Source organism: Humitalea rosea, assembly GCF_003253705.1.
In the GTDB taxonomy this organism is placed as follows: Bacteria; Pseudomonadota; Alphaproteobacteria; order Acetobacterales; family Acetobacteraceae; genus Humitalea; species Humitalea rosea.
The window spans coordinates 15,379-32,846 of sequence record NZ_QKYU01000036.1; the positions used below are offsets into that span (position 1 = coordinate 15,379).

Annotated in this window: 22 protein-coding genes; 15 read left to right on the forward strand and 7 right to left on the reverse strand. The window is 68.9% G+C overall.

What is annotated here, in order from left to right; translation table 11 throughout:
* Positions 1 to 35: 35 nt before the first annotated feature.
* Both C8P66_RS21435 and C8P66_RS21440 read right to left on the reverse strand, forming a co-directional pair.
* A complete protein-coding gene (locus C8P66_RS21435; RefSeq protein WP_111400331.1) occupies positions 36 to 503 on the reverse strand; it encodes a RidA family protein in 468 nt (155 codons plus the stop codon).
* A 54-nt stretch (positions 504 to 557) separates the two neighbouring features.
* Positions 558 to 2,060: a TSCPD domain-containing protein gene (locus tag C8P66_RS21440; RefSeq protein WP_111400332.1), complete on the reverse strand. Its 1,503-nt coding sequence runs from the start codon at positions 2,058 to 2,060 to the stop codon at positions 558 to 560.
* 114 nt (positions 2,061 to 2,174) lie between these two features.
* On the opposite strand from C8P66_RS21440, the gene C8P66_RS21445 reads away from it, so the two are divergent.
* The 4 genes from C8P66_RS21445 to C8P66_RS21460 are packed head-to-tail and all read left to right on the forward strand — an operon-like array spanning position 2,175 to position 3,647.
* Entirely contained in the window at positions 2,175 to 2,567 is a 393-nt protein-coding gene (locus C8P66_RS21445; protein WP_245903722.1) for an NADH-ubiquinone oxidoreductase subunit NDUFA12 family protein, read from the forward strand.
* Positions 2,568 to 2,569: 2 nt separating this feature from the next.
* A complete protein-coding gene (gene mlaD / locus C8P66_RS21450; protein WP_111400334.1) occupies positions 2,570 to 3,082 on the forward strand; it encodes an outer membrane lipid asymmetry maintenance protein MlaD in 513 nt (170 codons plus the stop codon).
* Entirely contained in the window at positions 3,079 to 3,285 is a 207-nt protein-coding gene (locus C8P66_RS21455) for a hypothetical protein (RefSeq protein WP_111400335.1), read from the forward strand. Before mlaD ends, C8P66_RS21455 begins: the two co-directional genes overlap by 4 nt.
* Positions 3,282 to 3,647: a DUF2155 domain-containing protein gene (locus C8P66_RS21460; protein ID WP_111400336.1), complete on the forward strand. Its 366-nt coding sequence runs from the start codon at positions 3,282 to 3,284 to the stop codon at positions 3,645 to 3,647. Before C8P66_RS21455 ends, C8P66_RS21460 begins: the two co-directional genes overlap by 4 nt.
* A gap of 10 nt (positions 3,648 to 3,657) precedes the next feature.
* On the opposite strand, the gene C8P66_RS21465 is transcribed toward C8P66_RS21460, so the two are convergent.
* Genes C8P66_RS21465 through thiS form a run of 3 tightly spaced genes read right to left on the reverse strand, consistent with a single transcriptional unit; the run spans position 3,658 to position 4,969 of the window.
* Positions 3,658 to 3,963, reverse strand: a complete 306-nt coding sequence (locus C8P66_RS21465; protein WP_111400337.1) for a P-II family nitrogen regulator — start codon at positions 3,961 to 3,963, stop codon at positions 3,658 to 3,660.
* Positions 3,960 to 4,754 carry a thiazole synthase gene (locus C8P66_RS21470; RefSeq protein WP_111400338.1) on the reverse strand — a complete coding sequence of 265 codons (795 nt, stop codon included), beginning with the start codon at positions 4,752 to 4,754 and terminating at the stop codon, positions 3,960 to 3,962. Before C8P66_RS21470 ends, C8P66_RS21465 begins: the two co-directional genes overlap by 4 nt.
* Positions 4,755 to 4,756: 2 nt before the next feature.
* Positions 4,757 to 4,969 (reverse strand): sulfur carrier protein ThiS, encoded by a 213-nt coding sequence (gene thiS, locus C8P66_RS24795; RefSeq protein WP_111400339.1) that lies wholly within the window; start codon positions 4,967 to 4,969, stop codon positions 4,757 to 4,759.
* Positions 4,970 to 5,152: 183 nt separating this feature from the next.
* Here thiS and aroQ point away from each other — a divergent pair, with 183 nt between their 5' ends.
* The 3 genes from aroQ to accC are packed head-to-tail and all read left to right on the forward strand — an operon-like array spanning position 5,153 to position 7,409.
* The gene (aroQ, locus tag C8P66_RS21480; protein WP_111400340.1) at positions 5,153 to 5,608 is read left to right on the forward strand and encodes a type II 3-dehydroquinate dehydratase; all 456 of its coding nucleotides are present in this window, start codon (positions 5,153 to 5,155) and stop codon (positions 5,606 to 5,608) included.
* Positions 5,605 to 6,057, forward strand: coding sequence for an acetyl-CoA carboxylase biotin carboxyl carrier protein (gene accB, locus C8P66_RS21485; RefSeq protein ID WP_111400341.1), 453 nt, complete (start codon positions 5,605 to 5,607; stop codon positions 6,055 to 6,057). The genes aroQ and accB overlap by 4 nt, the downstream gene beginning before the upstream one ends.
* A gap of 11 nt (positions 6,058 to 6,068) precedes the next feature.
* Complete coding sequence (gene accC / locus C8P66_RS21490; protein WP_111400342.1) at positions 6,069 to 7,409, forward strand: acetyl-CoA carboxylase biotin carboxylase subunit; 1,341 nt, start codon at positions 6,069 to 6,071, stop codon at positions 7,407 to 7,409.
* On the opposite strand, the gene C8P66_RS21495 is transcribed toward accC, so the two are convergent.
* Positions 7,410 to 7,838, reverse strand: a complete 429-nt coding sequence (locus C8P66_RS21495; RefSeq protein ID WP_342768032.1) for a putative quinol monooxygenase — start codon at positions 7,836 to 7,838, stop codon at positions 7,410 to 7,412.
* 200 nt (positions 7,839 to 8,038) lie between these two features.
* On the opposite strand from C8P66_RS21495, the gene aat reads away from it, so the two are divergent.
* Positions 8,039 to 8,668 carry a leucyl/phenylalanyl-tRNA--protein transferase gene (gene aat, locus C8P66_RS21500; protein WP_111400354.1) on the forward strand — a complete coding sequence of 210 codons (630 nt, stop codon included), beginning with the start codon at positions 8,039 to 8,041 and terminating at the stop codon, positions 8,666 to 8,668.
* On the opposite strand, the gene C8P66_RS21505 is transcribed toward aat, so the two are convergent.
* Entirely contained in the window at positions 8,665 to 9,699 is a 1,035-nt protein-coding gene (locus C8P66_RS21505; protein WP_245903723.1) for a sodium-dependent bicarbonate transport family permease, read from the reverse strand. The two genes, aat and C8P66_RS21505, sit on opposite strands and share 4 nt — an antisense overlap.
* 372 nt (positions 9,700 to 10,071) lie before the next feature.
* Here C8P66_RS21505 and C8P66_RS21510 point away from each other — a divergent pair, with 372 nt between their 5' ends.
* From C8P66_RS21510 to C8P66_RS21540, 7 genes are all read left to right on the forward strand, one after another.
* Positions 10,072 to 11,202, forward strand: a complete 1,131-nt coding sequence (locus C8P66_RS21510; protein ID WP_111400355.1) for a type III PLP-dependent enzyme — start codon at positions 10,072 to 10,074, stop codon at positions 11,200 to 11,202.
* Positions 11,203 to 11,266: 64 nt separating this feature from the next.
* Positions 11,267 to 11,731: an Lrp/AsnC family transcriptional regulator gene (locus tag C8P66_RS21515; protein WP_111400345.1), complete on the forward strand. Its 465-nt coding sequence runs from the start codon at positions 11,267 to 11,269 to the stop codon at positions 11,729 to 11,731.
* 168 nt (positions 11,732 to 11,899) lie between these two features.
* Positions 11,900 to 13,486, forward strand: a complete 1,587-nt coding sequence (locus tag C8P66_RS21520; protein WP_245903724.1) for an ABC transporter substrate-binding protein — start codon at positions 11,900 to 11,902, stop codon at positions 13,484 to 13,486.
* A gap of 9 nt (positions 13,487 to 13,495) precedes the next feature.
* Positions 13,496 to 14,473, forward strand: coding sequence for an ABC transporter permease (locus C8P66_RS21525; RefSeq protein WP_111400347.1), 978 nt, complete (start codon positions 13,496 to 13,498; stop codon positions 14,471 to 14,473).
* The gene (locus C8P66_RS21530) at positions 14,470 to 15,390 is read left to right on the forward strand and encodes an ABC transporter permease (protein ID WP_111400348.1); all 921 of its coding nucleotides are present in this window, start codon (positions 14,470 to 14,472) and stop codon (positions 15,388 to 15,390) included. Before C8P66_RS21525 ends, C8P66_RS21530 begins: the two co-directional genes overlap by 4 nt.
* On the forward strand, positions 15,387 to 16,364 hold the full coding sequence (locus C8P66_RS21535; RefSeq protein ID WP_111400349.1) for an ABC transporter ATP-binding protein: 978 nt from the start codon (positions 15,387 to 15,389) through the stop codon (positions 16,362 to 16,364). The genes C8P66_RS21530 and C8P66_RS21535 overlap by 4 nt, the downstream gene beginning before the upstream one ends.
* Before the next feature lie 8 nt (positions 16,365 to 16,372).
* Entirely contained in the window at positions 16,373 to 17,359 is a 987-nt protein-coding gene (locus tag C8P66_RS21540; RefSeq protein ID WP_408882270.1) for an ABC transporter ATP-binding protein, read from the forward strand.
* The last annotated feature ends 109 nt before the right edge of the window (positions 17,360 to 17,468 follow it).

Genomic DNA, 17,468 nt, shown 5'->3' on the forward strand with positions numbered 1-17,468 from the left:
AATTGTGCGCCGCAGCGGCCGCCGCGCAACCTCTCTCAGGAGAGCTCGAAAATCCCCTCGACCTCGACCGAGGCATCGCCCGGCAGCACGCTCACGCCGATGGCGGTGCGGGCATGGCGCCCGGCCTCGCCGAAGATCGCCACGGCGGCGTCCGAGGCGCCATTCACCACCAGCGGCTGGTCGGTGAAATCGGGCGTGGAGGACACATAGCCGGTGATGCGCAGCACGCGCTTCACGCGGTCCAGATCGCCGCCGGCGGCGACCTTCAGATGCCCCAGCATGGCGAGGAAGCAGGCGCGCGCGCCTTCCTGCCCGGTCGCGACGGCAACGCCGGCGCCGAGCTTGCCCGTCGGCCAGATCGCGCCATCGCGGCGCGGCACCTGGCCAGAGACATAGACGGTGGTGCCGGTGATGGTGAAGGGGATGTAGTTGGCGATCGGCGTCCCGGCCTCAGGCAGGGTCAGCCCGAGTTCAGCAAGGCGGGCTTCGATCTTTCCGGTCATGGTCACTGCATCCTGTCGTGTGGCGCGCAACTTCGCCGAAGCGTCGGCGCGGGTCTATCCCACCAAGCGGAATGCCCGCCGACGCCCGACCGGCGAGGGCGCGGCCGGCAGATCCAGCGGCAGCAGCGGCATCCCGTCCTCGGGCGGCTCGGCCCAATGCTCCTCGCCCGGGTCGGGCAGGTCGGCGCGGGAGAACAAATCGGCCGCGAGCCGGCGGAACCCCCAATCCAGCACCGAGGTCGCCCGGCGGATCGAGGGATCGCCCTCCACCGCGCCACCGGGGCCGAAGGGAGCATAGGCATAGGCCTCGACGAAGTCCGCGAGCGGAACCCCGGCCCCGAGCCCGGTGGTGACCGCCGCGGAAGCGGCATCCAGCATGGCGCGCAGCAGGCTCGCCTCACGCGGGACGGTGAAGCCGATCTCGATCGGCGCACCCCCCGCGGCAAAACCCATCTTCATCGCCACCCGCTGCCCACCGATGGTCGCGCGCCAGATGGTGCTGGCGGCGCGGACCGGCGGGTTGCGGCGCGGGGCCGCGGCGGGGGCGCGGGCGGTGGCGGGCGGCGCGGGCGGCAGGGCATGGAGGTAGGGGCGCACCGCCGCCTCCATCGCCTGGCGCGCCGCCTGGTCGGGTGGGGCCAGCAGCATGGCGGCGCGGTCCCCGGCGCGGCGGGCGGCGGCGGTCGGCAGGTCGATGACGCGGCCGGTGCCGTCCCAGGCGGGACGGGTCGGGCCGGGCGCGGGGGCAAGCCCGGCCGATTCGGCGCCGAGCAGCGCCTCGACCGCATCGGCCGGCGTCAGGGCGAAGACCACCGAATGGCGCAGCCCGGGCGCCGAGGCGGCGGCATCCAGGGCCGCGCGGGCGGCCTCGGCCAGCCCGGGCAGCACCGTCTCGGCGGGCGGCGCCGGCCAGAGCAAAGCGGCGGGCTCCCGCGCCTCCAGGTGATCGGTCAATCGGCCCGATGCGGCCTCGGCGGCGCCACGGGTCAAGGCGGCAAGGCCGGCCGCGACCTGCCGCGCCTCGGCCCCGGCATAGGGCAGCGCCAGCGCGGCCAGCAGCCCCGCCAGATCGGCGAAGCCGACCGCGATGCGGGTGGCGCGGGCATTGCCGGCGATCTCGGCGGCCATCACCCCTACCGCCACGGCCTGGGCATAGCCGGCGGTATCGAATTGCCCGGCTCCATCCAGGAAGGCCGGCAGGTTCAGCACGAAGCGCGGTGCCGTGGTGGCGGCGTTGCGCCAGGTCGCCATGCCCGGCGCCCCGCGCCGGGCCAGCAGCAGCCGGCGCAGGCTCGTCGCGAAGGCCTCGGCGGCCTCGGCCGAGTCGAGCACGCCAAGGCGGCGGCCCCGCGCGGCCAGGCGCCGGATCCAGCCCTCGGCCAGGCTCGGCAGGCTGACCACGCCATCCCCGATCGCGAGGGCGGCAATGGCCGCGGCGGCGCCGTCGTCCCACCCCGCCGGCAAGGCGATGTGGCGAGGTTCGGCGTCCGGATCGGCGCCGGCGCGGGTGCGCCGCAGCGCGACCCCGGCCCAGATGGTTCCCGTGGCAGATGACATGGGTGGAGACTATCGGCCCCGACCCGGGCTGGGAAGCCGCATCTAGTGGCTCAACACCGGCCGAACCCCAACAAGTTGTGGAAAAGCCCTCGATTTTGCACGGCGGCATCCAACATGCGACAAGTCGCCCCCGATCCCCTGCTGGACAGTGCCGCCATGTCCTTTTTCTCCCGCCTGACCATGCGCCTCTCAGGGCGCGCCATCGGCACCGACCGCTTCGGGAACCGCTATTTCGAAAGCCGGGCGGATATGCCGGGCTATGGGCGCAAGCGCCGCTGGGTCGCCTACAACGGCGCCCCCGACTCGACGACGGTCCCGGCCGAGTGGCACGCTTGGCTGCACCACACCACGGCGGCCCCGCTCGATGAGAGCAAGCGCCTGCCCTGGCAGCTGGAACACCAGCGCAACCTGACCGGCACCCCCCTCGCCTGGCGGCCCAAGGGCGCGGATGCCATGGGCGGCGCCCGCCTGCCGACGGCCGGCGATTACGAAGCCTGGACTCCTTGATCATGAAGGGCCGCTCGATTCTCGAAATCCTTGTGGGCGCGGTGGTGCTGATCGTGGCGACCGGCTTCCTCGCCTATGCGGTGACCAATACCGGGCGGACCACCCGCACCGGCGGGCTGGCGCTGACCGCCAGATTCGACCGGATCGACGGCCTCGCCCCCGGGGCCGATGTGCGGATCGCGGGCGTGAAGGTCGGCACCGTCACCGGCCAGCGGATCGATCCCACGACCTTCCTCGCCATCCTCAGCCTGGATGTGGACAGCACGCTGCGCATCCCCGAGGACAGCAGCGCCGAGATCACCAGCGAGGGGCTGCTTGGCGGCAAGTATGTCGCCATCGTGCCCGGCGGCGCCGAGAAGCTGCTGCGCTCCGGCAGCGAGATCACCATCACGCAATCCTCGGTCAGCCTGGAGGCGCTGCTCGGGCGCTTCATCTTCTCGGTGACCGAATTGTCCGGCCAGCGGCCGGCGACCCCGGAGGGCGCGGCCCCGGCGGTCCCGACCGCCCGGCCATGACCAACCCCGCACCGCCCGAGGTGTGGCCCGGTGCCGATGGGATGCCGCTGTCCTGCCGGGAGAAGATCAAGGTGCTGGTCGAGAACCACGACGAGGCCGCCCAGGTTCTGGCCGATGCCTATGAGGATGCGGTGCTGATGGGGGTGGATCGCAAGGCCATGCGGGCCATCCTGCAACGGCTGGTGGATGCCTTGCCCGAATGAGACGCTTCCTGCTGATCGCCATGCTGTCGCTGGCGGCCATCCTGCCCGCCTCGGCGCAGGACTGGGTGCCGAAGCGCGTCGCGGAATTGCAGGCGCTGGACAAGGTGACCGCGCGCGTCAGCGTCTTCCGCGTCACCATCGGCGAGCCGGCCAAGTTCGGCAGCCTGACCATATCGGTGCTGTCCTGCCAGGCGCGCCCGGCGGATGAGGTGCCCGATGCGGCGGTCTGGATGGAGATCACCGATGATCGCGGCGACAGCCCCGCGACCTCGGTCTTCCGCGGCTGGATGTTCGCCTCCGCGCCCGGCGTCCATACGCTGGAGCATCCGGTGTACGACATCCGGGTGCTGGACTGCCGCTAGCCCCGATCTTTCAGAAATGCTCCGCCCGCAACACGGCGCAATCGGTCAGCGAGATGATCGCCGGCCGCGCGTCCAGCAACTCCTCGCGCGCGGCGATGACCCGGTCGGCCGTATCGGCCGTGACGATACAGACGATCATCACATTGTCCATGACGCCGCCCGGCACGCCGCCCTGGCGCAGCCCCTGGCGCCCGCGCCCGGCCAGCACCGGCAGCATGGTCCAGCCCGAGGCGCCCAGCCGGTCCAGCAATTCGGTGACGGTTCCGGCGTGAAGCTGCTCGACGACGATCTCGATGCGCTTGCGGGCATGGATCATCCGGCAATCAGCCCCTTGGTCGGGCTGGAGGCATCGGCGCGGTAGTCGCGCGGCATCCGCCGGGCCAGAAACGCATCCCGCCCCGCCCCCACCGCCGCCTTCATGGCGCGCGCCATGCGGACAGGATCGCCGGCATGGGCGATGGCGCTGTTCAGCAGCACGGCGTCGCAGCCGAGTTCCATGGCGAAGGCGGCCTCCGAGGCCGTGCCGATCCCGGCATCGACCAGCACCGGCACGCGCGCCTGGGCCTTGATCGCGCGGATCATATAGGGATTCACGACGCCCATGCCGGAGCCGATCGGCGCGCCCAGCGGCATGATGGCCACACAGCCCATCTCCTCCAGCCGCTTGGCCGCCACCGGGTCATCGGCGCAATAGACCATCACCTCGAAGCCATCGGCGATCAGTGCCGCCGCCGCCTCGAAGGTGCCGGCCATGTCGGGGTAGAGGTAGGGCGGCGGGCCCAGCACCTCCAGCTTCACAAGGTTCCAGCCACCGGCCTCTCGCGCCAGGCGCAGGGTGCGGACGGCCTCCTGCGCCGTGTGGCAGCCGGCGGTATTGGGCAGATAGGTGTAGCGCTCGGGCGAGACGAAATCCTGCAACAGCGGCGCCGAAGGGTCGGAGGTGTTCACCCGCCGCACCGCGACGGTCACGATCTCCGCACCGGAGGCCTCGATCGCCGCCGCCGTCTCCGGCAGATCCTTGTAGCGGCCGGTGCCGACGATCAGGCGGGAGCGGAAGCGGCGGCCCGCGACCTCCCAGGAATCATCGGTCGTGATGATGCCATCCATGTTCAGCCTCCCCCAATGAAGGCAACGATTTCAAGCTCATCGCCCGATTCCAGCGGCGTGACCGGCCAGAGCGACCGCGGCACGATTTCGAGGTTCCGCTCCACCGCGACCTTGCGGCCATCGAGGCCGATGCTCGCGAGCAGGTCGGCGACGCTGGCCGGCGCCGGCAGCGCCTTGGCCTCGCCATTCACGGTCAGGGTGATGGGGCTTTGCATGGGCGATACATGGCCGCCGACGGGGGGCAGAGCAAGCCTCCGGAACGCGTCCCGGCCCTGCTCGACACAGCCTTCTGGACACACGGGGCAACAAAGCGGGATGGCCTCGGCGCTTGCGGCGGCGAAACCTCGCGTGTTAGCCCCGCGCGCCCGGGAAAATCCCCCGGCCGAGGATCGCCGCCCGTGACACCGCCGCTGATCGCCGTCTTCAACGGCCCGAACCTGAACCTGCTCGGCCTGCGCCAGCCGGAGATCTATGGCACCACCACCCTCGACGACATCGAGGCGATCTGCGCCGAAGTGGCGGACGAGCTGGATCTGGCCATCGATTTCCGCCAGTCGAACATCGAGGGCGAGCTGATCGGCTGGATTCACGAAATGCGTGGCCGCGCGGCGGGAATCGTGATCAATCCCGCAGGGTATTCGCATACCTCGGTGGCGCTGATGGATGCGCTGCTCGCCTCCGACATCCCGGTCATCGAGGTCCATATCTCCAATATCCACCGTCGCGAGGCGTTCCGGCATCACTCCTATGTCTCCCATGCGGCGACGGGCGTGATCTGCGGGTTGGGACCGGGGGGTTATGCCCTCGCCCTGCGCGCGATGGCCGGAATCCTCACTCAGGATGATGATGCATGACCGGTATCCAGTTCGACCCCGCCGCGATCCGCGAACTGGCGAAGATCCTCCGCGAAACCGATCTGTCGGAGATTGAGCTGGTCGAGGGCGACCGCCGCGTCCGGGTCGGGCGCAGCGTGACGGTGGCGCCGACCACGGTGACCGTCGCCGCCCCCGCCGCCGCCGTGGCCCCCGCCCCTGCCCTGGTGGCCGAGGTCGCGAACGACGCCTCGCACCCAGGAGCCGTGACCTCGCCCATGGTCGGCATCGCCTATCTGGCGCCGGAGCCGGGCGCACCGCCCTTCGTGACCGTCGGCAGCCGCGTGGTGCAGGGCCAGACCCTGCTGCTGATCGAGGCGATGAAGACCTTCAACCAGATCCGGGCCCCCAAGGCGGGCACGGTGTCGCGCATCCTGGTCGAGGGTGGGACGCCGGTGGAATACGGCGAAGCCCTGCTGATCGTCGAATAAGGGCGGCCCCGGTGTTCAAGAAGGTCCTCATCGCCAATCGCGGCGAAATCGCGCTGCGCATCCATCGCGCCTGCCAGGAGATGGGCATCCTCACCGTCGCGGTGCATTCGACCGCCGATGCGACCGCCATGCATGTGCGGCTGGCGGATGAATCCGTCTGCATCGGCCCCGCCCCGGCACGCGACTCTTATCTCAACATGGCCGCCATCCTCTCGGCCGCCAGCATCACCGGGGCGGAGGCGATCCACCCGGGCTACGGCTTCCTGTCGGAGAACGCGAATTTCGCGGAGATGGTGGAGGCCCATGGCCTCGCCTTCATCGGCCCGACCGCCGAGCACATCCGCATCATGGGCGACAAGATCGCCGCCAAGAACGCGATGCGCGCCCTCGGCGTGCCGCTGGTCCCCGGCAGCGAGGGTGCGCTGAATACGGTCGAGGAGGCCCGCGCGGTCGCCGAGATCGTGAAATACCCGGTGCTGATCAAGGCCGCGGCCGGCGGCGGCGGGCGGGGGATGAAGGTCGCCCAGACCGCCGACGAGCTGGAAGACGCCTGGCGCATGGCCCGCACGGAAGCCAAGGCGGCCTTCGGCGATGACGCGGTCTATCTGGAAAAATACCTCGACAAGCCGCGTCACATCGAATTGCAGATCATGGCCGACATGTACGGCAACGTCGTGCATTTCGGCGAACGCGACTGCTCGCTGCAACGCCGCCACCAGAAGCTGGTCGAGGAAGCCGGTTCCCCCGCGCTGACCGCCGCCGACCGCGATGCGCTGGGCGCGCAGGTGACCAAGGGCCTCGCCGGCCTCGGCTACCGCAACGCCGGCACGCTGGAGTTCCTCTGGCAGGACGGGCAATTCGCCTTCATCGAGATGAACACCCGCCTGCAGGTGGAGCATCCGGTGACCGAGATGGTCTGCGGCGTCGATCTGGTGAAGGAGCAGCTGCGCGTCGCCGCCGGCGAGCCGCTCGGCTACACCCAGGCCGATGTCCATTTGTCCGGCCATGCCATCGAATGCCGCATCACGGCCGAGGACCCGGTGACCTTCACCCCCTCACCCGGCCGGGTCACGCAGTTCCATGCGCCGGGGGGCCTCGGCGTGCGGGTCGATAGCGCGCTCTACGCGGGCTATTCGGTGCCGCCGCATTACGACAGCCTGGTCGCCAAGTTGATCGCGCATGGCACCACCCGGGCCGAGGCGATCGCGCGCATGCGCCGCTCCCTGAAGGAAATGGTGGTGGAAGGGATCAAGACGACCCTGCCGCTGCATATCCGCATCATGGACGATCCGGAGTTCCAGAGCGGCGACTACAATATCCATTGGCTGGAGCGCTTCGTCTCCCGCGCCTGACTACGCCTCGGTCAGCGTCGTCACATCCGGCGGCGCCTCGGCGCATTCGGCGGCCAAGCGCATGAAGGCGATGGTGTGCTCCGCCCCGTCATGAATCGCGGCGGCGGCGGCGCTGCTCCAGCAGCCGATCATCGTCACCTCCCCGGTGCGGGTCGCCGAGACATAGACGTCGAAGGCGACGCACCCCTTGGTGCCGCGCGTCGCCGCGACCAGGATCGGCACCGCCTGCAACAGCCGCAGCCAACATTCGGGGCGCAAAAGAATTCGGGTCAGCCGATGCACCGCATCCTCACGCCAGGAGGGTCGCAGGCGGGCGGCGCGCAACTCCGCGTGTGCTCCCACGCCGGCCACGGGCAGCGTGGACGGGGTGTGAAAGCCACCGCCAAGCTTGGCTGCGTCATGTCCGATCGTCTGGCTGACCTGCTGCATCACTCAGTCCCCGCCTGTGGCGCGCCGTCACGGTCGCGTGAACAATACGCGTCAGCGGCGGTTTCGGATGCGTTCTCTGCACTATCACGAAACCGTGATTTCGTGCGCCATGCGAAAACACAAGGGGCTGCCCTTGGAATGCCCCGCCGTGGCATGCTGCCGCGGTGCGCCAACGCTCCCTCGACATCACCCCTGAACTGATGCTCCGCGCCTATCGGGCGGGGGTGTTCCCCATGGCAGAGGCGCGGGATGCGGCGCGGCTGCATTGGCTCGACCCCGATCCGCGCGGGATCCTGCCGCTGGACCACTTCCATCTGCCGCGCCGGCTGAAGCGCACGGTGCTCTCGGGCCCCTACCGGGTCACCGCCAATGCCGATTTCGCCGGGGTCATCACCGGCTGCGCCGCCCCGGCACCGGGGCGGGAGGGCACCTGGATCAATACCGAGATCGAGCGCCTGTTCCTCGCCCTGCACCACATGGGCCACGCCCATTCGGTCGAGGTCTGGGAGGGGGAGGCGCTGGTCGGCGGGCTTTATGGCGTGGCGCTGGGCGCCGCCTTCTTCGGCGAGAGCATGTTCAGCCGGGGGCGAGACGCCTCCAAGGTCGCGCTGGTGCATCTGGTCGCGCGGCTGCGTTGGGGCGGGGGCGCGCTGCTGGATACGCAGTTCCTGACCGGGCATCTGGCCCAGTTCGGCGCCGTGGAAATCCCCCGCGCGACCTACAAGGCGCTGCTGGCCGAGGCCGCCGACCAGCCGCTGCGCTGGACCCCAGGCCCCGATGCGGCCGAGCTTGAGGCCGCGATCCGGGCGCTGCGGCCGGCGGCGGATTAGCCGAGCATCTGCGCCGCCCAGAGGTAGAGCGGAATCCCCAGCGTGATGTTGAAGGGGAAGGTGATCGCCACCGACAGCGTCACATAGACCCCCGCATCGGCCTCCGGCAGCGCCAGGCGCATCGCCGCTGGCACCGCGATGTAGGAGGCCGAGGCGCCGAGCACGCCGAACAGCGCCATGCCGCCATGCGAGACCCCGATCAGGCTCGCCATCCCGATCCCGACCGAGGCGCCGAACAGCGGCATCAGCAGCGCGAAGGCGACCAGCCGCGCATCCAGCGTGCCCGCCGCGCGGGGACCGCGCCGGCGGGCATCGGCGGCGCCGCGCAGCTGGCGGGCCGCGACCAGGCCCATCTCCAACAGGAACAGGCAAAGCGCGCCGGGAAAGAGCCCCTCGGCGAAGGGCGCGAGCTGGGCATGCGCCGAAGCCCCCCCGGCCCAGCCGATCGCCATGCTGCCGAGCAGCAGCAGCACCGGCCCGCCGGCCAGCACTTCCTTCAGCAGCGCCCCCTTGCCCCCGCGAGCCGACCGGCGGCCGGGCTGCGGCCCCGCGAGCATCAGCGCGCTGATGATGGCCGGAGCCTCCATCGCGGCGAGGACAGCGGGCATATAGGCCTCGGACCGCAGCCCGGCGGCGGAGATCGCCTGCACCGCCGCGGCGAAGGTGACGACGCTGACCGAGCCGTAATGCCCCGCGACGGCCGCCGCGGTCGGGCGGTCGAGCCGCGTGAAGGCCCGCAGCACGCCGAAGGCCGGCACCGGCAGCAGGAACGACATCCCGACGCCGAGGGCCAGTGCGGGCAGCACGCCGACGGCGGCGCCGGGGCTGGCCAGGGCGAAGCCCCCATGCAGCCCGATCGCGACCATCAGATAGAGCGACAGCCCCTTCGCCACGGCATCGGGCAGCGCGAGGTCGGAGCGGATGAAAGCGGCAAAAGCGCCGAGGGCGAAGAACAGGACGGGCGGCGGGATGGCTTCCATGGTGGGCAGCCTATCGCCCAGGGCCCGCCCGACGGGAAGGGCAAATCGCACGCCGGATTTCTCCCGGCCGCCCCGCCGGATCGCAGGCGAATCGCCTCGTTGCGCTGGGGACGCACGGGGGGCATTCCGGCCGTTCATGGCTGTTTCGCGAAAAACATCCGGCGCGGTTCAATTGCGCCTTGCGGCCGGGGGGGCGTGGGGCTATTTGCCCGCTCAGACGCAGTACGCACGTGCCTCTGGCCCCAGGCCGCCCCGATGTTTTGGGCAGCCAAAGGTTTACGCAACGACGTCAAGCGTTCTGGCACCCCGATAGGCCGCAAGGCTCATCGGTCACTCTTGGTCGCTGGTTCGTTCGACCGTTTCGTTAACTTGGGGCCGCCGCCTGATACGGGCCGGTCCATAAAACTTGGAAGGATGGAAGCGATGACCCCCAAGGTCAGCCGCTACCTGCGCGATTTCGCTCCGGCGACTCCGTGCCTGGTGTTGGACGTCGATCGCGTGGCCGAGAATTATGCCCGGCTGCATGAAGCCCTGCCGGCCGCGCGCATCTATTATGCCGTGAAGGCCAATCCGGCAGCGCCCGTGCTCGGGCGCCTGGTCGCGCTCGGCTCCAGCTTCGATGCCGCCTCCTACGAGGAAGTGGAGATGTGCCTGGAGGCCGGCGCCGAACCCGCGCGCATCTCCTATGGCAACACCATCAAGAAGGAGCGCGCGATCGCCGCGGCCTTCTCGCGCGGCGTGCGCATGTTCGCCTTCGACAGCGAGCCTGAGCTGCGCAAGCTCTCCCGCGCCGCCCCCGGCGCGCGCGTCTATTGCCGCATCCTGGTCGGCAATGTCGGCGCCGAATGGCCGCTGTCGAAGAAGTTCGGCTGCGAGGTCGAGGAAGCCCGCCGGCTGATGCTGCTGGCCGAGGAGCTGGGCCTGGACGCCTATGGCCTGTCCTTCCACGTCGGCAGCCAGCAGACCAACACCGAGGCCTACAAGGCCGCCATCGCCAAGGCGGCGATGCTGTTCACCGACCTGTCGCAGGCCGGCGTGAACGTGCGGATGGTCAACCTCGGCGGCGGCTACCCCGTGCGCTACCGCGCCGAAGTGCCCGAGATCGGCGAAATCGGCGAGGCGATCATGACCGCCATGACCGACCATTTCGGCAATGCCCTGCCCGAGATCGTCATCGAGCCCGGCCGCTTCGTCGTGGGCGACGCGGGCGTGGTCTCGGCCGAGGTCGTGCTGGTCTCGCGCAAGGCGCAGGACGACCCCGTGCGTTGGGTGTACCTCGACATCGGCCGTTTCGGCGGCCTGGCGGAGACCGAGGGCGAGGCGATCAAATACGCCTTCCGCACCCCGCATGACGATGGCGACACCGGCCCCGTGACCATCGCCGGCCCGACCTGCGACAGCACCGACACGCTGTATGAGCGGTCGAACTACCGCCTGCCGCTGGCGCTGGAGGAAGGGGACCGGGTCGAGATCCTCGCGACCGGCGCCTATGTCACCACCTATGCGAGCCAGCGCTTCAACGGCTTCGCGCCGCTGGCCGAACACTACGTCTGAGGCCGGGAGGGCAATCGGGACGGACTGATTCCCTGCCGTCACGATGTTGCTCTAGGATCGGCCCATGGACGAGATTGATCGAAATATTCTCGTCGCCCTGCAGGAAAACGGGGCGGCGGGTCTCGCCGAATTGGCCAAGGTCGCCGGACTCTCCGTCTCGGCCACCGCCGAACGGGTGAAGCGGCTGGAGGAACGGGCCACCATCCGCGGCTGGCGGGCGGATCTGGACCCCAACGCCGTCGGCTGCACGCTGCTCGCCTTCGTCTTCGTCGGGCTGCGGCCCGGGCAGGATGAGCACTTCCACCGCGCCATGCGGCGGCTGGAGGCGGTGCTGGAATGCCACGCCGTGACCGGCCCCTGGTCCTATCTGCTCAAGCTGCGGCTGGCGGATCTGCGTGCGCTGGAACTCTTCGTCGCCGAACATATCCGCGGCCTTCCGGCGGTGGAGCGCAGCGAGACCCTGGTCGCCCTCGCCTCGGCCAAGGAAACCGCGATCCTGCCCGTCGCCCCGGCCGACGAGGAAGACTAAGCCTGCACCAAAGCGGCCCAGGCCGCGAATGCCGCGGCGCCCACTGCCGCCACATGAGGCAGCACCGGTATTTGTTACGAAATGGTTGCAGCTCAACAACCTAGCGAGGCTTGCAACGCGCTGCTAGACTCGTCGCCTTCTGGGTGGCGAGGAATGAAAATGAAGAACATGAAGACAGCGGCCCTGGCCGCGGTGTCGGTGGTTTGCATGTCCGGTGTGGCGCAGGCCCAGCGTGAGGCAGGCCACATGATCATGGCTGTCGGCGCGCCCGTGACCAGCATCGACCCCCACTATCATCAGCTGTCGCCCAACAACGCCGTCTCCGACGCGATCTTCGACAAGCTGGTGAACACCGACGCGCAGGCGCGTCAGATCCCCGGGCTCGCCGTCTCCTGGACCGCGGTCGCGCCGACCGTCTGGGAATTCAAGCTGCGTCCCAATGTGACCTTCCAGAACGGCAATGCCTTCACCGCCGAGGATGTGGTCTTCACCATCGAGCGGCTGCCGAACGTCCCGAACAGCCCCTCCTCCTATGCCGCCTATGCGCGGCCGATCCTGCGGATGGAGATCGTCGATCCGCTGACCATCCGCTTCCACACGCGCGAGCCCTACCCGCTGCTGCCGCTGGACATGACCAATGTCCGCATCCTCGACAAGGAGACCTCCGAGGGCGCGAGCACGGATGACTTCAACTCGCTGAAGGTCGCCTTCGGCACCGGGCCCTACCGCCCGACCGCCTATCGCAATGGCGACCGCATCGAATTCGCGCGCAACCCGACCTATTGGGGGCCGGCGCCCGCCTTCGATCGCGTGACCTATCGCATGATCACCAACGACGCCTCGCGCCTCGCCTCGCTGCTCTCGGGCGACGTCGATTCGATCGACCAGGTGCCGACGACCGATGTCGCGCGGCTGCGCGCCGATCCGCGGGTGACGCTGGCGGAGATCGTTGGCCTGCGGCTGGTCTTCCTCGGCCTCGACCAGCTGCGCACGGCGAATGAGAGCTCGCCCTTCATCACCGACAATGACGGCAAGCCGCTCGGCCGCAATCCGTTGCAGGACGTTCGGGTGCGCCGCGCGCTGTCGATCGCCATCGACCGCAAGGCGATCGTGGACCGCATCATGGAGGGTGCGGCAACGCCGGCCGGCCAGTTCCTGCCGCCCGGCACCTACAGCCATGTGCCCGACGTGACCGCGCCCGCCTATGACCCGGACGGCGCCAAGCGGCTGCTGGCCGAGGCCGGCTACCCCAACGGCTTCCGCATCCAGCTGAACGGGCCGAACGACCGCTACATCAACGACAGCCGCATCATTCAGGCGATCGGCCAGATGTGGACCCGCATCGGCATCCGCACCGCGGTCGAGGCACAGACCTGGGCGACCTTCGTCGGCCGCGCCGGCCGGGCGGAATACTCCGCATTCCTGATCGGCTGGGGCTCCAACCCGGACGGCTCGCACCCGCTGCGCAACATCATGGCGACGGTGGACCGCGAACGCGGCCGCGGCGCCTCCAACCGCGGGCACTACTCCAACCCGCAGGTGGATTCGCTGCTGGACCAGGCGCTGGGCGAACTGGATGAGGGCAAGCGCGAGCAGATCGAGATCAATGCGCAGCGTATCGTGGCGCAGGATGTCGGCATCATCCCGCTGCATATCCAGACCAACATCTGGGCTACCCGCCAAGGCTATATCCATGAGCCCCGCGCGGATGAACTGACCCGCCCGCAAGACGTGCGCCCCGCTCCGGCCAGGTGATCTGACGAAATGACGCTGTATCTTATTCGCCGGCTGTTTCAGGCCCTTCTGGTCATGCTGGCGATGTCGTTGATCGTATTCATCGGCGTCTACGGCATCGGCGATCCGGTGGAGATCCTGATCTCCCCGGACGCGGATCAGGCCGAACGCGCGCGGGCCGTAGCGGCCCTCGGGCTCGACCTGCCGCTGTGGCAGCAATACGGCGTCTTTCTGGTCAGGGCGCTCCAGGGCGATCTGGGGCGGTCCTTCGTCTACAATGTGCCCGCGCTGCAACTGATCCTGCAGCGCATGCCCGCGACGCTCGAACTCGCGGTCGGCGCCACCGTGCTCGCCATCGTGGTCGGGTTGCCGCTCGGCCTTTACGCCGGGCTGAAGCCCGATAGCATCGGCGGCCGCTCCATCATGGCCGGCTCCATCCTCGGCTTCTCCCTGCCCAGCTTCTGGGTCGGGCTGATGCTGATCATGGTCTTCGCCGTGCAGCTTGGCTGGCTGCCCTCCACGGGCCGCGGCACCACCGTCGAGATCCTCGGCTCGCGCTGGTCCTTCCTGACGCGGGACGGGCTGGCGCATATGATCATGCCGGCGATGAACCTCGCGCTGTTCAAGATCAGCCTGGTCATCCGCCTCACCCGCGCCGGCGTGCGCGAGGCGATGCTGATGGACTACGTGAAATTCGCCCGCGCCAAGGGGCTGACCAATTCCCGTGTCATCTTCGTGCATGTGTTCAAGAACATCCTCATCCCCGTCGTCACCGTGACCGGGCTTGAGTTCGGCAGCACCATCGCCTTCTCGGTCGTCACCGAAAGCATCTTTGCCTGGCCGGGCATGGGCAAGCTGATCATCGACAGCATCAACGTGCTCGATCGGCCGGTGATCGTCGCCTACCTGATGATGATCGTGTTCATGTTCATCATCATCAATCTGGTCGTCGATCTGACCTATACGATCCTCGATCCCCGCGTGCGGCTGGAGAGCAAGGCGATATGAGTGCGGCCGCCGAACCCGTGACCCCCGAGCCGGTTGCCCCGCGGGTCGAAACACCGCTGCGGCGGTTCATCAGCCAGTTCATGGAAAGCCGCATCGCGGTCGGCGCGCTGGTGGTCTTCACCATCATCGTGCTGCTCGCGGTCTTCGCGCCATGGATCACGCCGCAGAACCCCTATGACCTGTTCCAGCTCGACATCATGGATGGGCGGATGGAGCCGGGGACGGTCGGCGGCGCCGGCTTCACCTACTGGCTCGGCACCGATGACCAGGGCCGCGACATGCTGTCCGGCATCATCTACGGGCTGCGCATCTCGCTGATCGTCGGCGCCGGTTCGGCCTTCATCGCTGGCATCATCGGTGCCTCGCTCGGCATGCTCGCGGCCTATGCCGGCGGCAAGACCGATACGGTGATCATGCGGCTGGTCGATCTCCAGCTCTCCTTCCCGACCATCCTCGCGGCGCTGATGATCCTGGCCTTCCTCGGCAAGGGCATCTCCAACGTCGTCATCGCGCTGGTCATCGTCGAATGGGCCTATTACGCGCGCACCGTGCGCGGCTCGGCGCTGGTCGAGCGCAGGCGGGAATATGTCGAGGCGGCGCAATGCCTCGCGCTTCCGACCTGGCGCATCATCTTCGTGCATCTGCTGCCGAACTGCCTGCCGCCGCTGATCGTCATCGGCACCATCCAGGTGGCCCGCGCGATCGCGCTGGAGGCGACGCTCTCCTTCCTCGGCCTCGGCGTGCCGATCACCGAGCCCTCGCTCGGGCTGCTGATCGCCAATGGCTATGAGTACATGCTGAGCGGGAAGTACTGGATCTCCTTCTATCCGGGCATCGCCCTGCTCATCACCATCGTCTCGATCAACCTCGTCGGCGACCATCTGCGCGACGTGCTGAACCCGCGGTTGCAGAAGTGAACACTCTCGAAGTCCAAGGTCTGCGGACCCATTTCCACACCCGCGCCGGTGTCGTGAAGGCGGTCGATGACGTCTCCTTCAGCATCGCCAAGGGTCAGGTCCTCGGCCTCGTGGGCGAGAGCGGCTCGGGCAAGACCGTCACCGGCTTCTCGCTGATCGGGCTGGTCGATCCGCCGGGACGCATCGTCGAGGGCTCGATCAAGTTCCAGGGCCGCGAACTCGTCGGCATGCCGGAAGAGGAGATGCGGCAGCTGCGCGGCAACCGCATCGCCATGGTCTTCCAGGACCCGATGATGACGCTGAACCCGGTCCTGCGCATCGACACGCAGATGATCGAGACGGTGCAGGCGCATGACAACAGCTCGCGCGAGGTTGCCCGTCAGCGCTCCCGCGACGCGCTCGGCATGGTCGGCATCCCCTCCCCCGACGAGCGGCTGATGTCCTACCCGCATCAGTTCTCGGGCGGCATGCGCCAGCGCGTGGCGATCGCCATCGCGCTGCTGCATCGCCCCGATCTGATCATCGCCGATGAGCCGACCACGGCACTCGACGTGACCATCCAGGGCCAGATCCTGGCCGAGGTGCAGAAACTCGCCGCCACCACCGGCACCAGCCTGCTCTGGATCACGCATGACCTCTCGGTGGTTGCCGGCCTCGCCGACGACATCGCCGTCATGTACGCCGGCCGCATCGTCGAGCAGGGCGATGTGGGCGAGGTGCTGGACGCACCGCTGCATCCCTATACCTCGGGGCTGCTGGGCTCGGTGCCCAGCCGCAATGCGCGCGGCGTGCCGCTGCGCCAGATTCCGGGCATGACGCCCTCGCTGCTGTCGCTGCCCAAGGGCTGCACCTTCCGCGCACGCTGTTTCCAGGCTGGAGAGGACTGCTTGCAAGAACCGCCCATGGATGAAGCCCTGCCCGGGCGCTTCGTCCGCTGCGTCCGCCCGCTGCGCGCGACGGTCCCCACCGCATGACCCCCCCCATGATCGAGTTGCGCGGCGTCTCCCGCCGCTTCGAGAAGACGCTCGACTTCGCCGGCCGCCTGGCCAAGCGCCTCGGCGCCCCGGTGCGGGAAGAGGTGGTGCATGCCGTCGATGGCGTGGACCTCTCGGTGCACAAGGGCGAGGTCGTCGGCCTGGTCGGTGAGAGCGGCTGCGGCAAATCCACCCTCGGGCGGATGGTCGCGGGCATCATGCCGGCCTCCGACGGGCAGATCTTCCGCGAGGGCGTGGAGGTCAACACCCTGCAAGGTGCGGAAGCCAAGCGCGTGAAACTGCGCACGCAGATGATCTTCCAGGACCCCTATGCCAGCCTCAACCCGCGGCTGCGGGTGGCCGACATCGTGGGCGAGGCGCCGCTCTACCACGGGCTGACCGATGCCGCCGGGCAGGCGGCCTATGTGGACAACCAGATGCGCCGCGCGGGGTTGGACCCGGCCTTCAAGCGCCGCTACCCGCACCAGTTCTCAGGCGGCCAGCGCCAGCGCATCGGCATTGCCCGGGCACTCGCGGTGCAGCCGGATTTCCTGGTCTGCGACGAGGCGGTGGCCGCACTCGACGTGTCGATCCAGGCGCAGGTGCTGAACCTGTTCATGGAGCTGCGCGCCGAGCTGAACCTGACCTACCTCTTCATCAGCCATGATCTGAGCGTGGTCGAACACCTCTCCGACCGGGTGGTGATCATGTATCTCGGCCGGGTGGTCGAGGAAGCGCCGGTGGCCGAGGTTTTTGCCCGCGCCAACCATCCCTATACCCAGTCGCTGCTGGCGGCGGTGCCGCGGATCGAGGCGCGGAAGAAGGCCTTCACGGTGGTGCAGGGCGAAATCCCCTCGCCGCTGAACCCGCCGCCGGGCTGCCACTTCCACCCGCGCTGCCCCTTCGCCATGCCGCGCTGCTCGGTGGAGCGGCCGGTGCTGCGGGAGATCGCGCCGAGGCATCGCAGCGCCTGCCATCTGAATGACGCGGCTTAGAGCGGGATGCGTTTGGGCTGAATCGAATTTTCTTCCCGACGCGGAGGGTGATCTGATTCAAGGTTCTGGCTGGGTAGGAGGCCAGCGTCGATGGGAGCACCCTATTCCC

What these genes read in the sequence shown, in the direction of transcription:
- C8P66_RS21470 (WP_111400338.1), bottom strand. Translation starts at nt 4,754, where the DNA reads ATGGATGGCATCATCACGACCGATGATTCCTGGGAGGTCGCGGGCCGC.
- C8P66_RS21455 (WP_111400335.1), top strand. Translation starts at nt 3,079, where the DNA reads ATGACCAACCCCGCACCGCCCGAGGTGTGGCCCGGTGCCGATGGGATG.
- C8P66_RS21460 (WP_111400336.1), top strand. Translation starts at nt 3,282, where the DNA reads ATGAGACGCTTCCTGCTGATCGCCATGCTGTCGCTGGCGGCCATCCTG.
- mlaD (WP_111400334.1), top strand. Translation starts at nt 2,570, where the DNA reads ATGAAGGGCCGCTCGATTCTCGAAATCCTTGTGGGCGCGGTGGTGCTG.
- aat (WP_111400354.1), top strand. Translation starts at nt 8,039, where the DNA reads ATGCTCCGCGCCTATCGGGCGGGGGTGTTCCCCATGGCAGAGGCGCGG.
- accB (WP_111400341.1), top strand. Translation starts at nt 5,605, where the DNA reads ATGACCGGTATCCAGTTCGACCCCGCCGCGATCCGCGAACTGGCGAAG.
- thiS (WP_111400339.1), bottom strand. Translation starts at nt 4,969, where the DNA reads ATGCAAAGCCCCATCACCCTGACCGTGAATGGCGAGGCCAAGGCGCTG.
- C8P66_RS21510 (WP_111400355.1), top strand. Translation starts at nt 10,072, where the DNA reads ATGACCCCCAAGGTCAGCCGCTACCTGCGCGATTTCGCTCCGGCGACT.
- C8P66_RS21515 (WP_111400345.1), top strand. Translation starts at nt 11,267, where the DNA reads ATGGACGAGATTGATCGAAATATTCTCGTCGCCCTGCAGGAAAACGGG.
- C8P66_RS21525 (WP_111400347.1), top strand. Translation starts at nt 13,496, where the DNA reads ATGACGCTGTATCTTATTCGCCGGCTGTTTCAGGCCCTTCTGGTCATG.
- C8P66_RS21440 (WP_111400332.1), bottom strand. Translation starts at nt 2,060, where the DNA reads ATGTCATCTGCCACGGGAACCATCTGGGCCGGGGTCGCGCTGCGGCGC.
- C8P66_RS21520 (WP_245903724.1), top strand. Translation starts at nt 11,900, where the DNA reads ATGAAGACAGCGGCCCTGGCCGCGGTGTCGGTGGTTTGCATGTCCGGT.
- C8P66_RS21465 (WP_111400337.1), bottom strand. Translation starts at nt 3,963, where the DNA reads ATGATCCATGCCCGCAAGCGCATCGAGATCGTCGTCGAGCAGCTTCAC.
- C8P66_RS21540 (WP_408882270.1), top strand. Translation starts at nt 16,373, where the DNA reads ATGATCGAGTTGCGCGGCGTCTCCCGCCGCTTCGAGAAGACGCTCGAC.
- C8P66_RS21530 (WP_111400348.1), top strand. Translation starts at nt 14,470, where the DNA reads ATGAGTGCGGCCGCCGAACCCGTGACCCCCGAGCCGGTTGCCCCGCGG.
- C8P66_RS21445 (WP_245903722.1), top strand. Translation starts at nt 2,175, where the DNA reads ATGCGACAAGTCGCCCCCGATCCCCTGCTGGACAGTGCCGCCATGTCC.
- C8P66_RS21495 (WP_342768032.1), bottom strand. Translation starts at nt 7,838, where the DNA reads ATGCAGCAGGTCAGCCAGACGATCGGACATGACGCAGCCAAGCTTGGC.
- C8P66_RS21435 (WP_111400331.1), bottom strand. Translation starts at nt 503, where the DNA reads ATGACCGGAAAGATCGAAGCCCGCCTTGCTGAACTCGGGCTGACCCTG.